This window comes from Actinomyces provencensis, from assembly GCF_900155435.1.
GTDB classification, from domain to species: Bacteria; Actinomycetota; Actinomycetes; order Actinomycetales; family Actinomycetaceae; genus Pauljensenia; species Pauljensenia provencensis.
Genome location: NZ_LT700212.1, coordinates 777173 through 795181 on the forward strand (window position 1 = coordinate 777173; position 18009 = coordinate 795181).

Below are 18009 nucleotides of genomic sequence, written 5' to 3' on the forward strand. Positions count from 1 at the left end.
TGGATGGAGGAGCACACCTGTGCCATCAATCGACGTGACCATCGACGGCGAACCCCGCCAGCTCGAGGAGGGCACGACCGGCACCCAGTGGTACGCCGACCGACGTGAGGTCGTCGCCATCGAGGTCGACGGAACCCCGAAGGACCTCGCCACACCCCTGCCCACCGGCGCCACGGTCACCGCGATCACGATCGACTCGCCCACGGGCCTGGAGATCCTCCGCCACTCCACCACCCACGTCCTCGCCCAGGCCGTCCAGCAGGTGTTCCCCGACGTGAACCTCGGTATCGGGCCCTACATCACCGACGGGTTCTACTACGACTTCGGCAACATCGACGCCGTCACACCGGAACTCCTGCGCGACCTCGACAAGCGCATGAAGCGCATCGTCAAGGAGGGCCAGACCTTCCGTCGCCGCGTCGTCTCCGAGGCGGAGGCCCGCGAGGAACTCGCGGACCAGCCCTTCAAGCTGGAGCTGGTGGAGACCAAGGGCTCAGGTGCCGATGACGGTTCCTCCGTGGAGGTCGGCCACGGCGAGCTCACCATCTACGACAACGTCCGCCGCGACGGCACCGTCGCCTGGAAGGACCTGTGCCGCGGCCCCCACCTGCCCTCCACGCGTCTGATCGGCAACGGCTTCGCGCTCACGAAGTCCTCGGCCGCGTACTGGCGCGGGGACCAGTCCCGTGACGCGCTCCAGCGCATCTACGGCACCGCCTGGGCCACGAAGGACGACCTCGTCGCCTACCAGGAGCGCCTCAAGGAGGCGGAGCGACGCGACCACCGCCGCCTCGGCGCGGAGCTCGACCTCTACTCCTTCCCGGAGGAGGTCGGACCGGGGCTGGTGCTCTTCCACCCCAAGGGGGGCATCCTGCGCCACGTCATCGAGGAGTACGTCGTCCAGCGCCACCTGGAGGCGGGCTTCGACTTCGTCCACACCCCCGAGATCACCAAGGGCGGCGTGTTCCACAAGTCGGGCCACCTGCCCTACTACGCGGACACCATGTTCCCCCCGATGTCCGTGGACGAGGAGCGTGACGCCGAGGGCCACGTGACCCGGGCCGGCCAGGAGTACTACCTCAAGGCCATGAACTGCCCGATGCACAACCTGATCTTCGCCAGCCGCGGGCGCTCCTACCGTGAGCTGCCGCTGCGCTTCTTCGAGATGGGCCACGACTACCGCTACGAGAAGTCGGGCGTGGTCCACGGCCTGACCCGCATGCGCGGGTTCACCCAGGACGACTCCCACACCTACTGCACCCCCGACCAGGCCGAGGACGAGATCAAGATGCTCCTCGACTTCTTCCTGGGCATCCTGCGCGACTTCGGGCTCACCGAGTTCTACCTGGAGCTGTCCACCCGGGACGAGTCGGGGAAGAAGAAGGACAAGTTCATCGGCTCCGACGAGGAGTGGGCCGAGGCCACCCGGATCCTGGAGGACGCCTGCGCCTCCACCGGCCTGGACCTGGTCCCCGACCCCGGTGGCGCGGCCTTCTACGGCCCCAAGGTCTCCGTGCAGGTCAAGGACGCCATCGGGCGGACCTGGCAGATGTCGACCGTGCAGTACGACTTCAACCAGCCGCGTGGCTTCGACCTGCAGTACACGGCCGCCGACGGTTCCCGCCAGCGTCCCGTCATGATCCACTCCGCCAAGCTCGGGTCGGTCGAACGCTTCATCGGCGTCCTCGTCGAGCACTACGCGGGGGCCTTCCCCGCCTGGCTCGCCCCCGTGCAGGTCCGCCTGGTGCCCGTCGCGGAGGCCTTCGACGGCTACGTCGACGAGGTCGCGGCGCAACTGCGCGCCCGCGGCGTGCGCGTCGAGGTCGACCACTCCGATGACCGCTTCGGGAAGAAGATCCGCAACGCCGCCAAGGAGAAGGTGCCCTACACCCTCATCGCCGGGGGCGAGGACGTGGCCGCAGGCGCGGTCTCCTTCCGCTTCCGTGACGGCTCCCAGGAGAACGGCGTCCCGGTCGGGCAGGCGGTGGAACGGATCTGCGCGCACATCCGTGACCGCGTGAACACCGACGCGCTGTGAGGTGCGCTGATGGGCGATGAGGAACACGTCGAGGACGCGCGCACGCTGGCGGGTGTCCCCGACGGCTTCGACCGCTTCTGGACCCCCTACCGGATGGCCTACATCAACGGGGACCACAAGCCGGCGGACGCCTCGTCGGGGGAGTGCCCCTTCTGCGAGGCCCCGCGGCGCAGCGACGAGGACGCCCTCATCGTCCACCGCGGTCGCACCTGCTTCGTCCTGATGAACCTGTTCCCCTACAACTCCGGCCACATGCTCGTGTGCCCGTACCGACACGTCAGCGACTACACGGACCTGACGCCGGAGGAGCGTGACGAGCTGGGCGCCCTCACCGCCACCGCCATGCGCGTCGAGCGGGAGGTCGCTCACCCCCACGGCTTCAACCTGGGCATGAACCAGGGGGAGGTCGCGGGAGCAGGGATCGCCGCCCACCTCCACCAGCACGTCGTGCCGCGCTGGGCGGGGGACGCGAACTTCCTGCCCATCATCGCCCGGACCAAGGCCATCCCCGAGCTCCTCGAGGATGCCCGCACCAGGCTCGCCGCGGCCTGGCCCGACGAGGGCGGGACCACGACCGCGCACGCACCGACCACTCCGCGTCCCCAGGAGGACTGATGCTCGGCAACCACGGGCGTTCCATCACCCGCACGATCTTCACCCCCTTCGCACGGGTGCTCGCCGCCCTGCACGTCACCCCCGACATGGTGACGGTCACGGGCACCCTGCTCACCATCGGGATCTCGGTGGGCGTGCTGGCACGGGGCCACCTCGCCATCGGCGGCATCCTGCTGGGGGTCGTGCTCTTCTGCGACTCGGTCGACGGCGTCCTGGCACGCATGACGGGACAGGAGTCGCAGTTCGGGGCGTTCCTCGACTCGACCCTGGACCGTCTCGGTGACGGTGCCGTCTTCGGCGCACTGCTCGCCTGGGCGGCGCTGGGCATGGAGGACGGCCCGGTGCGCACCGTCAGCGTCATCGCCGGCACCATCGCCATGGTCGGGGTGGGAACCGTCCCCTACGCCCGCGCGCGGGCCGAGACGGTGGGCGTCATCGCGAAGGTCGGGATCGCCGAGCGCACCGACCGGCTCATCGTGGGACTCGTCTGTGCGGCGGTCACCCAGTGGGGGCTGCCGCAGTGGATGTACGCCGTGGGACTGTGCTGGGTCGCCTTCGCCTCCCTGGTGACCGTCGTCCAGCGCATCGTCTTCACCCGACGGGCGCTGGCCCGGTGAGCGGCCGGCTCACCGCATCCCTCTACCTCGCCGCGTGGAGGATCGCCCCCAGGCTGCCCATCGGCGTCGTCAGGGGCTTCTCGGGCATCGTGGCGGACCTCGCGTGGCTGTCCAGGGGCAGGCAGGTGCGCCGCCTGGAGGACAACCACGCGCGTCTGCTGGGTCGACGCCCCACCCGGACCGAGGCGAGGGCCGCCGTCCGCTCCCACATGCGCAACTACGCCGAGCAGTTCGCCCTGGGTGGTTTCACCCGTGAGCAGATCGCCGTGGTCCTGCGCATGGACCCCCCGGACCTGCTGCGCACGCTCGGTGCGGACGGGCCCGTGGTGCTGGCACTGACGCACTCGGGCAACTGGGACCTGGGGGGCGCGGACGTCGCGCAGAACGTCATGCCCATCCTCACGGTCGCCGAACGCCTGGACCCCCCCGAACTCTTCGACGCCTTCGTCACCTTCCGTGAGGGCCTGGGGATGGAGATCATCGGGGCGGGCAGGGGGGAGTCGGTCTTCCCGCAACTCGTGGAGCGCGCCCGTGGACGCAGTGTCGTCGTGCCGTTGCTGGCCGACAGGGACGTCACGGGCGCCGGGATCGAGGTCGACCTGTGCGGTCACCGGGCACTCGTGGCCGCAGGGCCCGCGGCCCTGGCGGAGCGACTCGGACGACCCCTGGTGACCGGAGTGCTCCACTACGTCGACGAACCCGGCGGGGCCACCCTCGCCCTCGAGCTCAGGGGCCCCGTCCCGGCGCCCGGGCCCACGGCCACCCACACGGGTGTGGAGACCCACACCCAGGCCTGGGTGGACGCCGTCGCTCCCCTCATGCGTGAGTACGTGCGAGACTGGCACATGATGCAACCCGTGTTCGTCGAGGACCTCGACCCGGAGCGCCTTGCGAGGGCCCGGGAGAGGCACCGACGCAAGGAACAGGAGGAGGCGGAACGCCCATGAGGATCGGGATCGTCAACCCGTACTCCTGGGACGTGCCCGGCGGTGTCCAGTACCACGTGCGCGACCTCGCCGGTGAGTTGATCCGGCGTGGCCACGAGGTCTCCGTGCTCACCCCCTCCTCGAAGTCGGTCCTCCCCGACTTCGCAGTGTCCGTGGGACCCGCCGTGCCCATCCCCTTCAACGGCTCCGTCGCCCGTCTCTCCTTCGGACCCGTGGTCTCCGCCCGCACGAGGCGGTGGCTCGACGAGGGCGCCTTCGACGTCCTGCACGTCCACGAGCCGACCGTCCCCTCCATCTCCATGCTGGCCGTCATGAACGCCGACTCGCCGGTGGTGGGCACCTTCCATTCCGCCATGGAGCGTTCCTATGCGCGCGAGGCGACCGCCGGGGTGGTGCGTCCCCTGATGGAACGCCTCTCCGCACGCATCGCCGTCTCGGAGGAGGCACGGCGCACCCTGGTCGAGCACCACGGGGGCGATGCCGTCATCATCCCCAACGGGGTGGAGACGGCCTCCTTCCGCAGCGCCTCACCGCTCCCGCGCTGGGAACAGACGCCCGAGCGTCCCGTCATCACCTTCCTCGGACGGCTCGACGAGCCCCGCAAGGGGCTGCCCGTCTTCGCTCGCGCCGTCCCCCGTGTCCTGGAGGCCCACCCCGGCACCCGGTTCCTCATCGCCGGCCGTGGCAGTGCCGAGGAGGAACGTGGTGCGCTGGGCGCGCTGGGGGACTCGGTGGAGTTCCTCGGGGAGATCACGGACTCCGAGAAGGAGTCCCTGCTGCGTGGTTCCACCGTCTACGTCGCCCCCCAGACCGGGGGCGAGTCCTTCGGGATCGTCCTCGTGGAGGCGATGTCGGCCGGATGTGCGGTCGTGGCCGCCGACCTGGAGGCCTTCCGCGCGGTCCTGGCGGACGGGAGGGCCGGGATCCTCTTCCCCAACGGTGACTCCGACGCCCTGGCGGACGCCCTCGTCCATGCCCTGGACGACCGGGCAGCCCTCGCGGAGGTGGCACGGGCGGGGGAGCGGGCCTCCGCCCAGTACGACTGGGGTGTCGTCACCGAACGCATCCTGGCCGTGTACCAGACCGTCGTCGGGGCCTCGCCCTCGCGCGAGGGTCGCCCCACCACCGCCCTGTCCCTGCTGCGGGGCCGCCTGCGGAGCGAACAGGCATGAGCGGGGCCTGGTGGGTGCTCATCGCCGTCGTGGTCGCAGTGGTGCTGGTCGCGTCGTGGTACTCCTTCCAGCTCGCCAAGCGACTCGACCGGCTCCACTGCCGCCTGCTGTCCACCCGTGACGCCCTGGACCGGCTCACCGTCCGTCGGGCGTCCGAGGCGCGCCTGCTCGTCGCCTCGGGCCTGCTCCCCCCCGACGGTGCCGCATCCGTGGACCGCGCGGCCCTGGACTGCCTGACGGGGGAGGAGGCACTCTTCGTCATGGACGACCTGGACCGCAGGCGTGACGGGCTCCACGACGGCGTCGTCGACGAGCACGCCGTGGCCGAGCGCAATGAGCGGGAGTCGGCCCTCACCCGCGCCGTGCGGGAGACCCTGACCCCTGACGAACGCGACCGTGTGGCGGAGGCCCCCGGGGGCCGCGAGCTCCTGGACTCCCTGGACATGGCCTGCTACCGCGTCCAGCTGGCACGCTCGATGCACAACCTGGACGTCACCCAGGTGCTCCACCTGCGGGAGAACCCCTGGGTGCGGCTGCTACGCCTCTACGGGCGCGCCCCCGCCCCGTCCACCATCGACTTCGATGACGCGACGACGACCGCCGGTGCGTGAGGTGGGGGGATCCATGGACGGGGACGACGGCCGCTGGGGCGGCCCGGGCGAGGAGTACCGGCTGGGGCGCATCGCCGCAGCGGGGTCCGGGGCCGCCGAGCAGGCGGCGGAGGTCCCGGCCACCGGTGGCCCCCGACCCGGTGCGGGTGCCCCCGTGTGGGACGTGCCGCGCCGACGCCGCTCGCTGCCCTGGTTCGAGATCGTCTTCATCGGTCTCGGCGTCTCGGGGGTCGCGGCCCTGGTCGTGGGCTACGTCGTGGCCGGAGGGGTCGCCTCGACGGTGCTCATGTCCGTGCTCGCACTGTTCCCGCTGGTCTTCGTGGTGGCGCTGCTGCGCCACATCGACCGCTGGGAGCCGGAGCCCGTGGGACCGTGCGTGGTCGTCCTGCTGTGGGGCGCGGGTGTCGCGACCCTGGCGGCGTCCGTCGTCAACACGGCCATGCTCACCAATGTCGCGATGGTGACGGGTGACTACCGCAGTTCGATGGTCGTCGTCTCCGTCTTCGTGGCGCCCTTCGTGGAGGAGTTCCTCAAGGGCCTCGGGGTCGTCCTCATCGTGCTGTGGCGGCGCACCAGCCTGAACTCCCCCCTGGACGGCATCGTCTACGCCGGGTACGCGGGTGCCGGTTTCGCGTTCGTGGAGAACATCCAGTACTTCCTGGAGGCGGGACAGTCGGGGGGGATCTCCTTCGGGGCAGTGGTGTTCATGCGCGGTGTGCTCAGCCCCTTCGTGCACCCCATGGCGACGTCCTTCATCGGTCTCGCCCTGGGGTGGGCAGTGGTGCGCATGCGGTCGCGCCGGGCGTGGGTGTGGATGTGGCCGCTGGGGTGGTTCGCGGCCGTGGCGGTGCACGGACTGTGGAACCTGCTGGCCAGCAGTGCGGGGATGTCGTGGATCGGTTGGTACCTGGCGGTGGAGTTCCCGCTCTTCGCCTGCTGGATGACCGCCCTCCTGCTCGCCGCACGTCGCGAGGCGGGCACGATCGCCCGCGGCCTGGAGCCCTACGTCCGCACGGGGTGGATACTGCCCGCCGAGGTCCCCGTGGTCGTCGACCGCGGTGCGCGTCGCAACGCACGCAGGTGGGCGCGCACGGGGGGCCGGTCGTCGGCGCGCGCGATGCGCACCTTCCAGGCCAGCGCCGCCAGCCTCGGCCTGGACCAGGTGATGATGTCACGGGTGGGGCGCCAGGAGGACCGTGTCGCCCACGACCGTGAACTCCTGGAGGGCCTGGGGGAGGCACGTCGGGAGTTCCTCCGTGCCACGCGCACGGCTGCGGCCCAGGCGGGGATGGGCGCATGACGGACCTGGGTCCGGAGTGGGTCCCCGACGAGTACGGCGTCCCCCACCGCGAAGCGGGCCGGGTGGTCCTCTTCGACCCCCGGGGGCGTCTCCTGCTGGCGATCGGGCACGACCTCCACCAACCGGACCGGCACTGGTGGTTCACCATCGGGGGAGGTCTGACCGCAGGGGAGACCCCCCGCGAGGGCGCCTCGAGGGAGCTTCGCGAGGAGACGGGGATCAGTGTGCTCCCCTCGCAGATGGTGGGACCGGTGCTCTACAGACGCGCGGAGTTCGACTTCCTCAACGTCACCGCCCGCCAGGACGAGTGGTTCTTCGTCGCCCACACCGCCCGCGTGGCGCTCGACCGTGCCGGGTGGACCGACCTGGAGCGCGAGGTGGTCGACGGGCAGAAGTGGTGGGACCTGGACGAGTTGGAGGTGGAGTCACAGCGGGTGCAGGTCTACCCCCGCGACCTGGTCCCCCTGGCCCGCTCCTGGAGGCAGGGGTGGGACGGCACCACCCTCACCGTCCACGAGGGACGGGACCCCTCGAGCTGATCCGCCCCGACCCGGTCCGCCCCGAGCCGGACCGCTCAGCCGGGGGATCGCAGCGCCGCCAGGCACGCCCCCAAGGTGGCCACCTCCAGGTCGGGGGGGGGGACCAGGACCAGGCGCGAGGCCAGGTCCATCTGCGTGAGGAATCCCGAGTCGTGTGCGCGTGAGCGCAGGGTGTCCTGCAGCTCCTCGAGGAAGGGCTGGCCGGCCTCGCTCACGCCGCCCCCGATGAGGATGGCGGCCACGTCGACACCGAGCCCGACCAGGGTCACCGCGTGGGCGACCGCACCCATCCACTGGTCCAGCACCGTACGGGCGCGGGGGTCGCCCTCGTGCGCGCTCCGGAGGAGGTCCGTGACCGGACGGGTGGCGGGGTCCGTGTCCCACATGCCCGCCAGGGCGCGCCCGGAGGCGTAGAGCTCCAGGCACCCGTGCTGCCCGCAGGGGCACAGGGGCCCGTCCTCGCGGTAGGGGATGTGTCCGATCTCCCCGGCGCTCCCCCGGGAACCCGTGCGAGGGACCCCGTCGAGCACCATGCCGGCGGCCAGCCCCGTGCCCAACGAGATCAGCGCCACGTCGTCCCCGACCCCCAGCGCATGTGCGGCACCGAGGGTGGCGGCGGCGACGTCGTTCTCGAGGTGGACGGGGACCCCGGTGAGCTCCGCCACGAGGCCCGCCAAGGGGAGTGCCTCGGCCCCGATGCCGACGTTGACTCCGTTCGCCACGGTGCCGAGCATGGGGGAGACCACTCCGGGGATGCCGATGCCGATCGCGCGCAGGGTGAACTCCGCCGTGGCCGGGAGTGCGCCGGCCAGCTCGGCGAGCACCTCGTCGACGCTGACGAGGAGACCGTCCTGTCCGTGGAGGGTCCTGCGGCGGGCGGAGGCGACGGCCCCCAGGGAGGTGTAGGCGGTGGCCAGGGTCTTCGTCCCCCCGATGTCGATGCCGACGGCCACCTCCCCCGGGGCCAGGGCGGGGACGTCCCGGTGGTGCGCGGGGGTCATCCCTTCACCGCGCCCGAGACGAGGCCGGAGGTCATCCGGCCCTGGACGAGGAGGAAGAAGATGATGACCGGCACGGCGATCAGGGACGACGCCGCCATCACCTGGGCCCAGTCGACGCCGCGGTTCACGGAGGCGTTGAGGAACCCGCGCAGCCACAGCGGCAGGGTCTGCGAGCTGGCCTCGGGCAGGGCGATGAGGGCGATGGTGAACTCGTTCCACGCCTGCAGGAAGGCGTAGACCCCCGAGGCCACCAGGCCCGGCGCGAGCAGGGGGAAGGTGATGCGGATGAAGGCCTGCGTGCGCGAGAGCCCGTCGACCATGGCCGCCTCCTCGAGTTCCGCGGGCACCCCCGCCACGAACCCGCGCAGCATCCACACGGTGAAGGGGATGACGGCGGCGGAGTAGAGGACGGTGACACCGAGGACCGAGTTGAGTCCGAGGGCGGGCACGGTGGCCCCGATGGTGGAGAGCATCTTGTACTGGGCGATGAAGAGGCCCTCGGCGGGGAGCATCTGGATGAAGAGGACCGCGAGGACGAAGGACCTGCGGCCGCGGAACTGGAAGCGCGAGATCGCCAGTGCCGCGAGGAAGGCGAACGTCAGGACCACCGCGACGGTGAGGAGGGTGATCGACAGGCTCATGCGCAGGGCGCTGGCGAAGCCGGGGTCGGTGGCCACACGGCGGAAGTTCGACAGGGTCGCGTTGGTCGGGAGGAACGAGGGCGGGACCTGGCGCAGCCTGGCGTTCGGGCTCAGGGCGGACAGCAGCATCCAGTACACCGGGAACACCCATGCGAGGGCGACGACCACGCCGAGCAGGTTTTGAGCAGGACCCGTCCGGGTCGGATGCGGGTGCGGTTCGCGGCGGGTCGCTCGGAGGTGGGGGTGGCACGGACGCCGGTGGTCGTCGGGGCGCTCATTGCGCGTCCTCCTTCATGAGGGAGCGGACGTAGGGCCAGCTCAGGAGCATGGTGAGGGCCAGGACGAAGAGGGAGACCGCGGAGGCCCCACCGAAGTCCTGCCGGCCGATGCCGAGCTCGTAGATGAGGTTGCCCAGCAGGTTGGTCTCGGCCACGGGCGCGCCGGCGTCCTGGAGGAGCCGGATCTGTGCGAACACCCGCAGGTCCCAGATGATCTCGAGGAGCAGGACGATGGAGAGGACGGGCCTGACCATCGGCAGGAGGATGTGGTGCAGGAGCTGGGTGGGGGAGGCGCCGTCGATCTGGGCGGCCTCGATGATCTCCTCGGGGACCTGGGTGAGGCCCGCGAAGAGGGAGAGCGCCACGAAGGGGACGGACATCCAGATGATGACCAGGGAGGCCACCAGGAAGAAGGTCAGAGGGGTGGACAGCCAGGAGTACTGCCTGAAGCCCGTGGACCCGAGGGAGGTGAGGAGCCAGTTCACGACACCGGTGCGGTAGTCGAACAGCCACCGGAAGACGGTGACGGCAGCGACCATGGGCATGGCCCAGGCCAGCAGGAGGCAGACCTGGATCATCACGCGCACCGGACCGGTGACCGAACGCATGAGCAGAGCGCAGGCCAGGCCGGCCGCGACGGTGACCACGGCGTTGAAGAGGCAGAAGGCGATGGAGCGGGCCACCACTGCCCAGAGGCGGCCGTCGGCGAAGACGCGGGCGAAGTTGTCCAGGCCGACGAACTCGGGGGGTTGACCGAACTGCTGGGCCAGCCCGTACTGCTGCATGGAGGTGATGACCTGCCAGATGACGGGGTAGCCGAGTCCGGCGACCAGGCAGAGGACTGCCGGCGCCAGGAGGGCGTAGGGGACGAGGGAGCGTCGCCGCTTCCGGGGACGTGCCTCCTCCGTGGTGCGGGGGAGGGGGGTCGGGGTCGGCGCGCTGGGCGCCACTGGGGGGTGCTGGGTCATGGTGGTCCCTCATGAGGGTGGGGTGCCCGGCCACTGGGGCCGGGCACCCCGGGATGGGTCGTCGGTCAGCTCTGGCCGTTCAGCATCGGCGTGAGCTTCGCGTCGTACTCGGTGGCGAGCTGGGTGACGTCACCGCCGTCGGCGATCTTCTGGAAGAGCTCCTCGTAGACGAAGGCCCCTTCGATCGCGGCCCAGCCGGGGGCCGCGGGCGTCAGCTTGGAGGCCGCCGCCGTCTCGATCATCGTCTTGGCGAACTTGTCGTCACCCAGGGAGGAGACGTAGTTCTGGTTCGCCGGGCCGAGGCCCGCCTTGCCCAGCATGTCGTGGTACTCCTCGGAGAAGACGATCCTCAGGAGGTTCTCCGCGAGCTCGGGGTGCTGGGACTTCGCGGAGATCGCGATGTTGGAGCCACCGGCGAACACGGGGGCGACGCCGCCGTCGACGCCGGGCAGGGCGAAGACGTCGAACTTGGAGTCGTCCGCCATGCCGTCACGGACCTCGTCGCCGTCGTCGTTCTTCGTCAGGTCACCGATCGACCAGCGGGCCCAGCCGGGGGCCATGATCGTGGCGGCCGCCGGGTCGGCCCCGTCGGTCCCGTCGTTGAGGAAGTCCCAGTAGGCGACGTCACGCTCGGTGGTGGGGAGCTTGGAGGAGGTGCGGACCATGTCCTGCCACATCTCCAGGCCCTTGACCGTGTTCGGGTCGGAGAGGGTGGAGGTCCACTCCGTGCCGTCGACGGTGGCGAGCTCACCACCGTTGGCGAAGACCCAGGAGATGCCGTTGCGCCAGTCCTGGCCGCCCATGGCGAAGCCGGAGCGGTCGTCGGTGGTGAGTTCCGCGACGTCGTCGGAGAACTCCTGCAGCGTCGTGGGGACCTCGAGTCCTGCCGCGGACCAGATGTCCTTGCGGTAGAAGATGTAGCGGGAACCGAAGTAGTAGGGCACCGCGTAGACCTTCGAGTCCACCGTGCCCACGTCGACGAAGGACTGCAGCAGGTCGGAGCCGCCCAGTTCCTCGTAGATGGGGGTGAGGTCACGGAAGGCGCCGACCGTGGTGAAGGTGGGGGCCTGCGTGTTGCCGATCTCGACGATGTCGGGGGTGTTGGCGGCGTCGGGCAGTGCGGTGTTCAGATTGGTGACGAGGTCGGACCAGTCCTGCTCCTCGATCGTGAGTGTCGACCCCGGGTTCTCCGTCTCGAACGTGGTCTTGAGGTAGTCGCGGAGTTCGTCCGGGTGTCGGAACCGGCGAGCCACAGGGTGATGTCCCCGGGCTCGACGGTGGCGTCGCCCCCGGAGGCGGCCTCCCCGGAGGACTCCTGGTCGGATGACCCCTGGGAGCAGGCGGCCATGCCGACCGCCATCGACATCGCCGCGAGGACGGCGAACGGGCGTCTGAACTGCTTCATCGGGTGTTCCTTTCATGTCGGGCCACGTCGGTGCCCCGGGGTGGTGTGTGGTGGGACTGCGCGTTCATGCGATCCCCAGTCGTCCGGAGAGGACGAGGACGGCTGCACCACGCAGCGCCCCGTCCGCCCCCAGGGTGGACATGCGCATGACGAATGACCTGGTGGAACGGGGGAGGATGCGCTCCCGGATCGTGCCCGAGGCACTCTCCAGGAGGTCCCCCGCGACCAGGTGGTCCTGACCCGAGACGATGAGCTCGGTGAGGTCGAGGGTCGAGACGACGGGGGCCAGGACGGTCCCGAGTCGGCGTCCGACCGCTCTGAGGTGTTCCGCGCTGCGCTGTTCGTCGAGGCCGCGCAGGTCCTCGCGCAGGGCAGGGGCGGAGAGGATCGTCTCCAGGCACCCGCGCCGTCCGCAGGCGCAGGGCTTGGGGGGCCCCAGGAGCGTCTGCTCCGTGTCACGGTCGTCGACGGCGGTGACGTGTCCGACCTCACCGGCGGCATTGCCGGCCCCCTGGAGCAGGGCGCCGTCGAGCACCAGTCCCGACCCGAGGCCGACACCGATGTGGAGCCGCAGCAGGTTGCCCCCGGCAGCACCCCCGAAGGAGTACTCCGCCAGGGCTGCGCAGTTGGCGTCATTGGCGACCAGCACCGGGAGCCCCAGTGAGCGCGTGAGGATCCCGGCGAGTGGCAGGTCGAACCACCCCAGGTTGGGGGCCTGCTCGACCAGTCCCTCAGGGGTGATGACACCGGGGGAGGAGACCCCGACGCCGAGCACCTGCTGGTCGGCGAGCGCGAGCAGGGTGCGGGCGAACGCCGTGAGGGTCTCGACGCCAGCCTCTCCCTGGGGCAGCGGACGCCTCCCGGTGCGGCGGTGGACGACCTGGCCCGAGAGGGTGAGCACCGCACCGGAGATGGCACCGTCATTGGTGAGGTCCAGGGCGACGATCTGCCAGCGGTCCTCCGCGAGACCGACGAGGATGGCGCGCTTGCCCACGCGCCCGGTGGGGTTCTCCGTCCCCAGTTCCGCCGTCAGCCCCTCGGAGATGAGGTCCTCGACGAGGGCGGACACGGTGACCCGGGTGAGGCCGGTGGTCCGGGAGAGCTCGGCCCGTGAGCAGGGTCCGTGGTGGAAGAGGTGTTGGAGGACCGCGGCGCGGTTGTGCGTGCGTGCCTGCGACGGCAGCGCACGCCCGGTGACCCGCAGTTCCCGTGGACTCATGCGAGTTAGTTAAGCAAACTAACAGTGAACAGAGAACCCTTTTGGGTTACCGTGATCACATTGTGACCTGACGAACAGGCAGGTCGGACTGCGCAGTGGGGAGCGGACATGGGGACGGAAGAGGCTTTCGGGGCGCGGTGGGGACTGGTCCCGCGCCCGTACCGGGTGGCCGGGGGAGTGGGGGAGGTGCCCGTGCGCTGGGCGGGGGTCGACTCCGTGACCGGGCCGGGAACGCCCTCACCGGTGCTGCCGGACACCGTCGTCGACGTGGACGGTCGGGGCGTGCGCGTGGACCTCCGACGGGTCAGGGGGGCGTCGGACCTCGGACTCCCCGAGGACACCCAGGACTGGCAGGTGGCGGAGGCCAGCCTCCTGGAGGTCACGCGGGACGGCATCCGTCTGTCCGCCACCGGTGGGCGCGGCGTTCAGCGGGGCTCCTGGGTGCTGCGACGCATGGTCCGGGCGGGTCGCGGGACGCTCCCCGTGGCGACGGTGCTCGACCGGCCCGCCCACCGGTGGCGCGGCCTCGGACTGGACATCGTGCGCCACTTCTTCGGGCCCGCGGACCTGCTCACGGTCATGGACCTCATGGAGGAGCTCTCACTGAACGTCCTCCACCTCCACCTGAGCGACGACCAGGGCTGGCGTGTCGAGGTCCCCGACCTCCCCGAACTCGTGGAGAGGTCCTCCGCAGGTGCCGTGGACGGGGACCCTGGGGGGTTCCTCACGCAGGAGGACCTGGGCGTCCTCGCGCAGGAGGCGGAACGACGTGGGATCGTCCTCGTCCCGGAGGTGGACGTCCCCGGACACACGAATGCCGCCCTGCACGCACTGCCCGACCTCTCTCCCGGGGGCCGGGCGCCGGAGGCCTACACGGGCACCGAGGTCGGCTTCTCGACCCTGTCCACCGCGGCCCCCGGCACCGGACGCTTCCTCGACGCCGTGGTGGACGCCCTGCGTCCCTGGGCCGCCCACGGCCTGCACATCGGCGGTGACGAGTCCCACGCCACCCCACCCGAGGAGTACTCCCGCCTGGTCGGCATGATGCTGGAGCGGGTCCACGGTGCCGGGCTGTCCGCAGTGGCCTGGCAGGAGGCGGCGACCCTGCTGGGGGCGTCGGACCTGGTCCAGGTGTGGGACGAACGCCTCGACCTCGCTCCCGTCTTGGAGGCCGCGGGCCGCGGGGTGGGCGTCATCGCCTCACCCGCCTCGAAGGTCTACCTCGACATGAAGTACGACGACTCCACGCCCCTGGGACTGACCTGGATGGGGACGACGGAACTGCGTGAGGCCCTGGAGTGGGACCCCGACGAGGTCGTCCCCGGTCTGCCCGCCGGATCCGTCGAGGGGGTCGAGGCCTGCCTGTGGACCGAGACCGTGCGCACCTTCGAGGACCTCACCACCCTGCTCCTGCCGCGCCTCGCAGCGGCCGCGGAGGTGGCCTGGTCGGGCAGCGGGGTCGGGCAGTGGGACTCCTTCCGGCGCCGGGTCGTGGCGGCGGGGAGGTCCTGGGAGGCCCGTGGGCTCTCCTGGCACCGCTCACCGGGGGTGGACTGGGAGGGGACCGTGCAGTGAGGACCGAGCACCGAGGAGCCCGCCGGGGTGTGCCGCGTCCGGGCGGGGAGGGGCGCCGTGCGCGTCACGTGGTCCCACGGTGGAGGACGGCGGGCCCGCCCCCTGCGGCGCGGGTAGGATGGTGTGGTACGAATCCACCCCTGAGGGAGCACTGATGTCGGGACACTCCAAGTGGGCCACCACGAAGCACAAGAAGGCGGCGATCGACGCCAAGCGCGGCAAGCTCTTCGCGCGCCTCATCAAGAACATCGAGGTGGCTGCCCGCACGGGCGGCGGTGACCCGGCCGGCAACCCCACCCTCTACGACGCCATCGTCAAGGCGAAGAGGAACTCCGTCCCCGCCGACAACATCGACCGCGCCGTCAAGCGCGGCTCCGGCGCGGAGGGCGGTGGCGCCGACTACGAGACGATCATGTACGAGGGCTACGGCCCCAACGGTGTCGCATTCCTCGTGGAGTGCCTCACGGACAACCGCAACCGTGCGGCCTCGGACGTGCGCCTGGCCTTCACCCGCTCGGGTGGCTCCCTGGCCGACCCCGGATCCGTCTCCTACCTGTTCACCCGTCGTGGTGTCATCGAGGTGCCCAGGGCCGACGGGCTCGACGAGGAGAAGGTCCTCGAGGCCGTCCTGGACGCCGGTGCCGACGCCGTGGAGGACACCGGTGACGGCTTCGTCATCGAGTCCGACCCGGCCGACCTGGTCGAGGTCCGCAAGGCCCTGCAGGCCGCGGGCATCGACTACGACTCCGCGGAGAACCAGTTCGTGGCCTCCACGGACGTGGAGCTGGGGCTGGAGGGCGCGGAGAAGGTCCTGCGCCTGGTCGACGCCCTGGAGGACTCCGACGACGTGCAGAACGTGTACCAGAACATGACGGTTCCCGACGAGGTCCGCCAGCAGCTTGAGGACGAGGAGTGAGCGTGTCGGACCAGGCCGAAGGACAGCAGGGGGACGCCCGCGAGGTCGGTACCTCCCGGGTCAAGCGTGGGATGGCGCAGATGCTCAAGGGCGGCGTCATCATGGATGTCGTCAACTCCGAGCAGGCGAAGATCGCCGAGGACGCGGGTGCCGTGGCCGTCATGGCGCTCGAGCGCGTGCCCGCCGACATCCGTGCCCAAGGCGGTGTGGCACGCATGTCCGACCCCGACCTCATCGACGGCATCATCGAGGCCGTCTCGATCCCGGTGATGGCCAAGGCCCGCATCGGCCACTTCGTCGAGGCGCAGGTGCTCCAGTCCCTGGGCGTGGACTACATCGACGAGTCCGAGGTGCTCACCCCCGCCGACTACTCCCACCACATCGACAAGTGGGACTTCACGGTCCCCTTCGTGTGCGGGGCGACCAACCTGGGTGAGGCGCTGCGGCGCATCACCGAGGGTGCGGCCATGATCCGCTCCAAGGGCGAGGCCGGGACGGGCGACGTCTCCAACGCCACCACCCACATGCGTCAGATCCGCGACGAGATCCGCAGGCTCACCTCCCTGCCGGAGGACGAGCTCTACGTCGCCGCGAAGGAACTCCAGGCGCCCTACGAACTGGTCGCCGAGGTCGCCCGCGAGGGACGCCTCCCCGTCGTCCTCTTCACCGCCGGTGGCATCGCCACCCCGGCGGACGCGGCCATGATGATGCAGCTGGGTGCCGAGGGCGTGTTCGTGGGCTCGGGGATCTTCAAGTCCGGCGATCCCGCCAAGCGGGCTGCCGCCATCGTCAAGGCCACGACCTTCTTCGACGACGCGGACGTCATCGCCAACGTCTCGCGTGGGCTCGGCGAGGCCATGGTGGGCATCAACGTCGACGACATCCCGGTGGGCCACCACCTCGCGGAACGCGGATGGTGACGGTCGGCGTCCTCGCCCTGCAGGGCGACGTCGCGGAGCACCTGCGGGCGCTGGAGGACTCCGGCGCCCGCGCGCTGCCCGTACGTCGTCTCGCCGAGCTCGACGCCGTGGACGCCCTGGTCATCCCCGGGGGGGAGTCGACCACCATGTCCAAGCTCCTCGTCGCCTTCGACCTGCTCGGTCCCCTGGCGGAGCGGGTGCGTGACGGCATGCCGGTGTGGGGCACCTGCGCGGGCATGATCCTGCTCGCCCGGGTCGTGCTCGACGGGCGCCCCGACCAACACAGCCTGGGGGCCATCGACATGACGGTGCGCCGCAACGCCTTCGGGCGCCAGGTCGACTCCTACGAGGAGTACCTCGACGTCGTCGGACTCGACGCCCCCTTCCACGCCGTCTTCATCCGGGCCCCCTGGGTCGAGGAGGTCGGATCCGGTGTCGAGGTGCTCGCACGTGCGGGCAACACCCCCGACGGCCCGGTCGTGGCCGTGCGCAGCGGGCACGCCCTGGCCACCTCCTTCCACCCCGAGGTCGGCGGGGACGGACGCCTCCACCGCCTCTTCGTGGACATGGCGTCGGGGAACTGAGGTCGCGGTCGTGCGTGTCATGGGGATCGACCCGGGCATCACCCGCTGCGGAATCGGTGTGGTCGACGTCGAGCCCTCGAGACGCGCCCGGCTCGTCCACGTCGGCGTGGCCCGTTCCGGCACGGAGCTGGCCACCCACTTCCGGCTGCGCTCCATCGCCGACGAGATCGACTCCGCCATCGCCGAGTACCACCCCGAGGTGGTGGCCATCGAGCGGGTCTTCGCCCAGGAGAACCTGCAGTCGGTGACCACCACCATGCAGGTCATGGGGGCGGCCATGGTCTGCGTGGGGCGTGCCGGACTGCCCATGGCGGTCCACACCCCCTCCGAGGTGAAGGCCGCGATCACCGGTTCCGGGACGGCGGGCAAGGCCCAGGTCCAGCACATGGTGGCACGTGTGCTCGGACTGACCGAGGTCCCGCGTCCCGCCGACGCCGCCGACGCCCTGGCCATCGCGATCTGCCACGCGTGGCGCGGCACGGGGCTGCTCGGCTCGGGGGAGGACTCCAGCATCTCGGTCTCCCTCTCCGGCAAGGTGAGCACCCGTGGCTCCCTCACCCCGGCGCAGCGGCTCTGGGCCGAGGCACAGGCCGCGCAACGCCGCACGGGTGCGGTCGATCCGCGCCTGAAGCGGGGCTAGGATCGTACAGGTGTTCGCCCCTC

Annotated in this window: 18 protein-coding genes; 13 read left to right on the top strand and 5 right to left on the bottom strand. The window is 70.9% G+C overall.

The genetic code is table 11. The features are described 5' to 3' along the window. Positions 1 to 19: 19 nt before the first annotated feature. Genes thrS through BQ9890_RS03375 form a run of 8 tightly spaced genes read left to right on the top strand, consistent with a single transcriptional unit; the run spans position 20 to position 7839 of the window. Positions 20 to 2038, top strand: a complete 2019-nt coding sequence (gene thrS, locus BQ9890_RS03340; RefSeq protein ID WP_075889342.1) for a threonine--tRNA ligase — start codon at positions 20 to 22, stop codon at positions 2036 to 2038. A gap of 9 nt (positions 2039 to 2047) precedes the next feature. Continuing rightward, positions 2048 to 2653 carry an HIT family protein gene (locus tag BQ9890_RS03345; protein ID WP_075889344.1) on the top strand — a complete coding sequence of 202 codons (606 nt, stop codon included), beginning with the start codon at positions 2048 to 2050 and terminating at the stop codon, positions 2651 to 2653. Next, positions 2653 to 3270, top strand: coding sequence for a phosphatidylinositol phosphate synthase (gene pgsA, locus BQ9890_RS03350; protein ID WP_075889346.1), 618 nt, complete (start codon positions 2653 to 2655; stop codon positions 3268 to 3270). Before BQ9890_RS03345 ends, pgsA begins: the two co-directional genes overlap by 1 nt. After that, entirely contained in the window at positions 3267 to 4217 is a 951-nt protein-coding gene (locus BQ9890_RS03355) for a phosphatidylinositol mannoside acyltransferase (RefSeq protein ID WP_075889348.1), read from the top strand. The genes pgsA and BQ9890_RS03355 overlap by 4 nt, the downstream gene beginning before the upstream one ends. After that, on the top strand, positions 4214 to 5389 hold the full coding sequence (locus BQ9890_RS03360) for a glycosyltransferase family 4 protein (protein ID WP_075889350.1): 1176 nt from the start codon (positions 4214 to 4216) through the stop codon (positions 5387 to 5389). Before BQ9890_RS03355 ends, BQ9890_RS03360 begins: the two co-directional genes overlap by 4 nt. Further along, positions 5386 to 6000 carry a hypothetical protein gene (locus tag BQ9890_RS03365; protein ID WP_075889352.1) on the top strand — a complete coding sequence of 205 codons (615 nt, stop codon included), beginning with the start codon at positions 5386 to 5388 and terminating at the stop codon, positions 5998 to 6000. Before BQ9890_RS03360 ends, BQ9890_RS03365 begins: the two co-directional genes overlap by 4 nt. Positions 6001 to 6013: 13 nt before the next feature. After that, entirely contained in the window at positions 6014 to 7300 is a 1287-nt protein-coding gene (locus BQ9890_RS03370) for a PrsW family intramembrane metalloprotease (RefSeq protein WP_075892649.1), read from the top strand. After that, on the top strand, positions 7297 to 7839 hold the full coding sequence (locus BQ9890_RS03375) for an NUDIX hydrolase (RefSeq protein ID WP_075889354.1): 543 nt from the start codon (positions 7297 to 7299) through the stop codon (positions 7837 to 7839). Before BQ9890_RS03370 ends, BQ9890_RS03375 begins: the two co-directional genes overlap by 4 nt. Before the next feature lie 35 nt (positions 7840 to 7874). Here BQ9890_RS03375 and BQ9890_RS03380 read toward each other — a convergent pair whose 3' ends face one another. From BQ9890_RS03380 to BQ9890_RS03400, 5 genes are all read right to left on the bottom strand, one after another. Then, positions 7875 to 8840 carry an ROK family protein gene (locus BQ9890_RS03380; RefSeq protein ID WP_075889356.1) on the bottom strand — a complete coding sequence of 322 codons (966 nt, stop codon included), beginning with the start codon at positions 8838 to 8840 and terminating at the stop codon, positions 7875 to 7877. Further along, on the bottom strand, positions 8837 to 9649 hold the full coding sequence (locus BQ9890_RS03385) for a carbohydrate ABC transporter permease (RefSeq protein WP_230297795.1): 813 nt from the start codon (positions 9647 to 9649) through the stop codon (positions 8837 to 8839). Before BQ9890_RS03385 ends, BQ9890_RS03380 begins: the two co-directional genes overlap by 4 nt. A gap of 106 nt (positions 9650 to 9755) precedes the next feature. Beyond that, positions 9756 to 10727 carry a carbohydrate ABC transporter permease gene (locus BQ9890_RS03390; RefSeq protein ID WP_078062208.1) on the bottom strand — a complete coding sequence of 324 codons (972 nt, stop codon included), beginning with the start codon at positions 10725 to 10727 and terminating at the stop codon, positions 9756 to 9758. A 65-nt stretch (positions 10728 to 10792) separates the two neighbouring features. Then, positions 10793 to 11980: an extracellular solute-binding protein gene (locus BQ9890_RS03395; RefSeq protein ID WP_230297796.1), complete on the bottom strand. Its 1188-nt coding sequence runs from the start codon at positions 11978 to 11980 to the stop codon at positions 10793 to 10795. A gap of 216 nt (positions 11981 to 12196) precedes the next feature. After that, on the bottom strand, positions 12197 to 13351 hold the full coding sequence (locus tag BQ9890_RS03400; protein WP_075889358.1) for an ROK family transcriptional regulator: 1155 nt from the start codon (positions 13349 to 13351) through the stop codon (positions 12197 to 12199). A 108-nt stretch (positions 13352 to 13459) separates the two neighbouring features. On the opposite strand from BQ9890_RS03400, the gene BQ9890_RS03405 reads away from it, so the two are divergent. From BQ9890_RS03405 to ruvC, 5 genes are all read left to right on the top strand, one after another. Next, entirely contained in the window at positions 13460 to 14926 is a 1467-nt protein-coding gene (locus BQ9890_RS03405) for a family 20 glycosylhydrolase (RefSeq protein ID WP_075889360.1), read from the top strand. A 154-nt stretch (positions 14927 to 15080) separates the two neighbouring features. Next, complete coding sequence (locus BQ9890_RS03410; protein ID WP_075892651.1) at positions 15081 to 15842, top strand: YebC/PmpR family DNA-binding transcriptional regulator; 762 nt, start codon at positions 15081 to 15083, stop codon at positions 15840 to 15842. Between the two features lie 2 nt (positions 15843 to 15844). Continuing rightward, the gene (gene pdxS, locus BQ9890_RS03415) at positions 15845 to 16762 is read left to right on the top strand and encodes a pyridoxal 5'-phosphate synthase lyase subunit PdxS (protein ID WP_268258655.1); all 918 of its coding nucleotides are present in this window, start codon (positions 15845 to 15847) and stop codon (positions 16760 to 16762) included. Then, positions 16756 to 17346, top strand: coding sequence for a pyridoxal 5'-phosphate synthase glutaminase subunit PdxT (gene pdxT, locus BQ9890_RS03420; protein WP_075889364.1), 591 nt, complete (start codon positions 16756 to 16758; stop codon positions 17344 to 17346). The genes pdxS and pdxT overlap by 7 nt, the downstream gene beginning before the upstream one ends. 10 nt (positions 17347 to 17356) lie before the next feature. Beyond that, positions 17357 to 17986, top strand: coding sequence for a crossover junction endodeoxyribonuclease RuvC (gene ruvC / locus BQ9890_RS03425; RefSeq protein WP_075889366.1), 630 nt, complete (start codon positions 17357 to 17359; stop codon positions 17984 to 17986). The last annotated feature ends 23 nt before the right edge of the window (positions 17987 to 18009 follow it).